This window comes from uncultured Aggregatibacter sp. (assembly GCF_938046485.1).
Classification (GTDB): domain Bacteria; phylum Pseudomonadota; class Gammaproteobacteria; order Enterobacterales; family Pasteurellaceae; genus Aggregatibacter.
This window is the reverse complement of the sequence record NZ_CALIWN010000038.1, coordinates 1-1,991: the sequence shown is the minus strand read 5'-3', so window position 1 is coordinate 1,991 and position 1,991 is coordinate 1. Positions and strand designations below refer to the sequence as shown.

2 protein-coding genes are annotated in these 1,991 nt (G+C 39.9%); one reads left to right on the top strand and one right to left on the bottom strand.

Features of this window, described 5'->3' with window-relative positions:
- Window positions 1-88 precede the first annotated feature (88 nt).
- A complete protein-coding gene (locus Q0203_RS05330; protein WP_297930080.1) occupies window positions 89-1,042 on the bottom strand; it encodes a helix-turn-helix domain-containing protein in 954 nt (317 codons plus the stop codon).
- 141 nt (window positions 1,043-1,183) lie between these two features.
- On the opposite strand from Q0203_RS05330, the gene Q0203_RS05325 reads away from it, so the two are divergent.
- Window positions 1,184-1,991, top strand: an 808-nt coding sequence (locus tag Q0203_RS05325) for an MBL fold metallo-hydrolase (RefSeq protein WP_297930078.1), incomplete at its 3' end; no start/stop codon positions are given.

Genomic DNA, 1,991 nt, shown 5'->3' with positions numbered 1-1,991 from the left:
CACGACCAAATTACGCACGGAACGTTATTTAACGCTTTCGGGCATTCATGATTTCTGAAAATCTGACCGCACTTTAAAATAAAAAGATCTAAACATCCTCAATTTGAAACTGCTTACGCCAGCGATTCGGTGAAATCTTATGTTTTTTCAAGAAGTGCTGACGCAAGGCAGTATCGCTATGAAATCCACTTTGTTCTGCAATATCAGTAATAGATAAATCTGTGCTTTCCAAAAGCTCTCTTGCGCGCTGTAGCCTTGCTTCAATTAACCATTGATTTAATGACATTCCGGTTGCTTTGCGAAAATGTCGGGTGAAAGTGCTACGGCTCATTGACAAACGTTCTGCAAGACTATCAGTCGAATGAAGTGCGGTCAGATTTTCATTTAAATAAGCAAGCAACGCATTGATATTATCATTAGGTGTGGAACGAGAAATAGGGCGTTCGATAAATTGTGCTTGTCCGCCTTCACGATGAGGGGAGATAACCAGTATTCGGGCAATATGATTGGCAATTTTCACACCATATAATTTACGGACAATAGAAAGGCAACAATCCATGGAAGCTGCCGTTCCTGCTGAGGTAATCAGTCGATCTTGTTCCAAGTAAATAGGATTTAAATCCCATTTCACCTGCGGAAAGCGACTAGTAAAATCACTATCTCCTAGCCAATGTGTGGTTGCTTTTTTGCCGTTAAGTAAACCACTGCACGCTAACACATAGGCGCCATAACATAAACCTACCACTGTCGCACCACGTTGATACGCTTGCCGTAATGCCGTTAATAAAGCCTCACTCGGCATCACTTGAGTATCATGCCATCCAGTCATCACAACAATATCGGCATTCTCTAACCATTCTAAACCACCGTCTAAATGTATGTGAAATAGCGAGTTTGTCAGGTTGTCTGAATCGCTAACGATTTTACAGTCAAATAACGGCTTGCCGTTTAAATCCGACATAGAAAAAACGGAATATGCCATCGCAAAATGAATGGGCATCATTTGTTCATACACAATCAAAGCAACTGTGGGTGTATTCATTTTATTTCTCCTACTTTGATATGAGCATAACACAGAAATGACCCGATTATTACGTTTATTGATTTTTTATCCATTTTTGCGCAATCTTGTTCTCGCTATAATATGTTTATTCATTCAATAACGTATAGAAAAGGAAAAACAATGAACTTAAAAACCTTAATTAGCGCTACAGCATTGGCTATTAGCGCAAATACTTTCGCTGTAGATCTTGCCTCTAAAAACACTGATAGCTACCAACATATCCGCAATGCTACTGGTCGCCTGAACTACGCAGGGAAAACTTTTTTAATTGATCCGATGCTTGCTGAAAAAGGACGTTATGCAGGCTTTGAAGGAACATTAAATAGCCATTTGCGTAATCCACTTGTGGAATTGCCGATGAAAGCAGAAGATACTTTTAAAGATGTTGATGCCATTATTTTAACTCATACACATGAAGATCATTGGGATGAGGTTGCACAAAAAATTTTACCTAAATCCATCAAAATTTTTGTGCAACATGAACGGGATGGCGACTTACTCAAAGCGCAAGGTTTTACTAACATAACCAGTTTATCGCTAGAAAAACCGGTGGAGTTCGAAGGTATTATTTTAAATAAAACCGGCGGTTCTCACGGCACAACGGAAATGTACGCTGTACCACAATTAGCTGAGATTTTAGATGAGGCGATGGGAGTAACATTCCAAGCGAAAGGTCATCCAACGGTGTACTTGGTTGGTGACACAGTTTGGACTGCCGAAGTAAACAAAGCCATTAATCGTTATAAACCTGATGTAATGATTATGAACACCGGTGATGCGCGTACCTTAGCTTTTCCGAATGACGGCATTATTATGGGGTTACAAGATGTTGCTCATGCTCGTAACATGCTACCAAATACAAAACTTATCACAGTGCACATGGATGCGGTAAACCATATGTCCGTTTACCGTAAGGATTTACGCCAAT

Excerpts from the sequence above, each read along its gene's own strand:
- Q0203_RS05330 (WP_297930080.1), bottom strand. The coding sequence starts at position 1,042 with ATGAATACACCCACAGTTGCTTTGATTGTGTATGAACAAATGATGCCC.